General features: G+C 44.5%; 2 tRNA genes and 2 rRNA genes (1 of these 4 only partly in view). All 4 read right to left on the bottom strand.

Annotated features, from left to right (window positions below):
• Positions 1-353: ribosomal RNA gene (locus ACN5J5_RS10415) — 23S ribosomal RNA — on the bottom strand; it reaches 2,528 nt to the left of the window's first position.
• A gap of 231 nt (positions 354-584) precedes the next feature.
• A tRNA-Ala gene (locus ACN5J5_RS10410) sits at positions 585-658 on the bottom strand.
• Between the two features lie 87 nt (positions 659-745).
• Positions 746-819: transfer RNA gene (locus ACN5J5_RS10405), tRNA-Ile, on the bottom strand.
• Positions 820-902: 83 nt separating this feature from the next.
• A 16S ribosomal RNA gene (locus tag ACN5J5_RS10400) occupies positions 903-2,424 on the bottom strand.
• Together the 16S and 23S rRNA genes with 2 tRNA genes alongside form the textbook arrangement of a ribosomal RNA operon.
• Between the last annotated feature and the right edge of the window lie 76 nt (positions 2,425-2,500).

Raw genomic sequence — 2,500 nt, 5'->3', positions numbered from 1 at the left:
CTATCACTCTCTTCGGTTTGTCTTTCCAGACAATTCTAGTTCACTTAGATTCTAATGTCGCAGCCCTACAACCCCAATATTGCCGTAACAACATTGGTTTGGGCTAATCCGCGTTCGCTCGCCACTACTAACGGAATCACTATTGTTTTCTCTTCCTCCGGTTACTTAGATGTTTCAGTTCACCGGGTTTGCCCCATTGCTGGTAACATGTCTTCAACATGCTGGGTTGCCCCATTCGGAAATCTACGGATTATAAGGTATGTGCCCCTCCCCGTAGCTTATCGCAGCTTATCGCGTCCTTCATCGCCTCTGAAAGCCTAGGCATCCGCCATACGCCCTTATTTAGCTTATTGTACTTTTTGCTCTAAATATTACTATTTAGAACGAGCTCTTTATAATTATTTATTTTTATAAAAATATTGTTGTTAAATATTAATTTAACTTCTCTATCTTGATTTCTTTACGATATCATTTTACCAATATGTCAATGAACGTCGCGAATCGCGACTGATAAGTATTTATCAGCTGGATTCACATAACACTCTGAAACAATACATTTAAATTGCCTCCATAAGGCTACCTTATGGAGAATATCGGAGTCGAACCGATGACCTCTTGCGTGCAAGGCAAGCGCTCTAGCCAACTGAGCTAATCCCCCATTTGAAATTTTGAATTTTGAATTCAAAATTACGAATTTAGAATTCTCTAGTTTCCAGAATTTCCTTTCTAATAATTTACCTTATAGTAGTCTCGGGCAGACTCGAACTGCCGACCTCTACATTATCAGTGTAGCGCTCTAACCAGCTGAGCTACGAGACTAGAATAGCTTATTATTAGTGTTTTATTTAAAATTAACAGCAAAGAGTAAAATTCCCCTTTTGTAACTCACCATCTTTCTCTAGAAAGGAGGTGTTCCAGCCGCACCTTCCGGTACGGCTACCTTGTTACGACTTAGCCCTAGTTACCAGTTTTACCCTAGGTCGCTCCTCGCGGTAACGAACTTCAGGCACCCCCAAACTTCCATGGGCTTGACGGGCGGTGTGTACAAGGCTAGGAACGTATTCACCGGATCATGGCTGATATCCGATTACTAGCGATTCCAGCTTCACGGAGTCGAGTTGCAGACTCCGATCCGAACTGTGATATGGTTTATAGATTCGCTCCTATTCGCATAGTGGCTGCTCATTGTCCATACCATTGTAGCACGTGTGTAGCCCAGGACGTAAGGGCCGTGATGATTTGACGTCATCCCCACCTTCCTCACGGTTTGCACCGGCAGTCTCTCTAGAGTCCTCAGCTTAACCTGTTAGCAACTAAAAATAGGGGTTGCGCTCGTTATAGGACTTAACCTGACACCTCACGGCACGAGCTGACGACAACCATGCAGCACCTTGTAAAGTGTCCGAAGAAAAAACTATCTCTAGCCCTGTCACTCTACATTTAAGCCCTGGTAAGGTTCCTCGCGTATCATCGAATTAAACCACATGCTCCACCGCTTGTGCGGGCCCCCGTCAATTCCTTTGAGTTTCAGTCTTGCGACCGTACTCCTACAGGTGGGATACTTATCACTTTCGCTTAGTCACTGAGTCGAAACCCAACAACTAGTATCCATCGTTTACGGCGTGGACTACCAGGGTATCTAATCCTGTTCGCTCCCCACGCTTTCGTCCATGAGCGTCAGTATATACGTAGTAGACTGCCTTCGCAATCGGTATTCTAAGTAATATCTATGCATTTCACCGCTACACTACTTATTCTATCTACTTCCGTATAACTCAAGTCAACCAGTATCAAAGGCAGTTCCGTCGTTGAGCGACGGGATTTCACCTCTGACTTAATTGACCGCCTGCGGACCCTTTAAACCCAATGATTCCGGATAACGCTTGAACCCTCCGTATTACCGCGGCTGCTGGCACGGAGTTAGCCGGTCTTTATTCTTACAGTACCGTCAGTTATCTACACGTAGATAAGTTTCTTCCTGTATAAAAGCAGTTTACAACCCATAGGGCAGTCATCCTGCACGCGGCATGGCTGGTTCAGAGTTGCCTCCATTGACCAATATTCCTCACTGCTGCCTCCCGTAGGAGTCTGGTCCGTGTCTCAGTACCAGTGTGGGGGATAATCCTCTCAGACCCCCTACCTATCGTTGCCATGGTAAGCCGTTACCTTACCATCTAGCTAATAGGACGCATAGTCATCTTGTACCGATAAATCTTTAACTAATTTGTGATGCCACTAATTAGCATTATGGAGTATTAATCTTCATTTCTAAAGGCTATCCTCCTGTACAAGGCAGATTCTATACGCGTTACGCACCCGTTCGCCGGTCGTCATCTGCAGCAAGCTACAATGTTACCCCTCGACTTGCATGTGTTAAGCCTGCCGCTAGCGTTCATCCTGAGCCAGGATCAAACTCTTCATTGTATATTTTAAATAATATTAATGAATAAGTTTCAAAAGAATTTGTTCTAACGAATTAGAACGTGGTTATTCTACTCTT

The organism is Tenacibaculum insulae (assembly GCF_964512435.1).
GTDB classification, from domain to species: domain Bacteria; phylum Bacteroidota; class Bacteroidia; order Flavobacteriales; family Flavobacteriaceae; genus Polaribacter; species Polaribacter insulae_A.
Note: the sequence above shows the minus strand (reverse complement) of the source record. Positions and strands in the feature narration are given on the sequence as shown.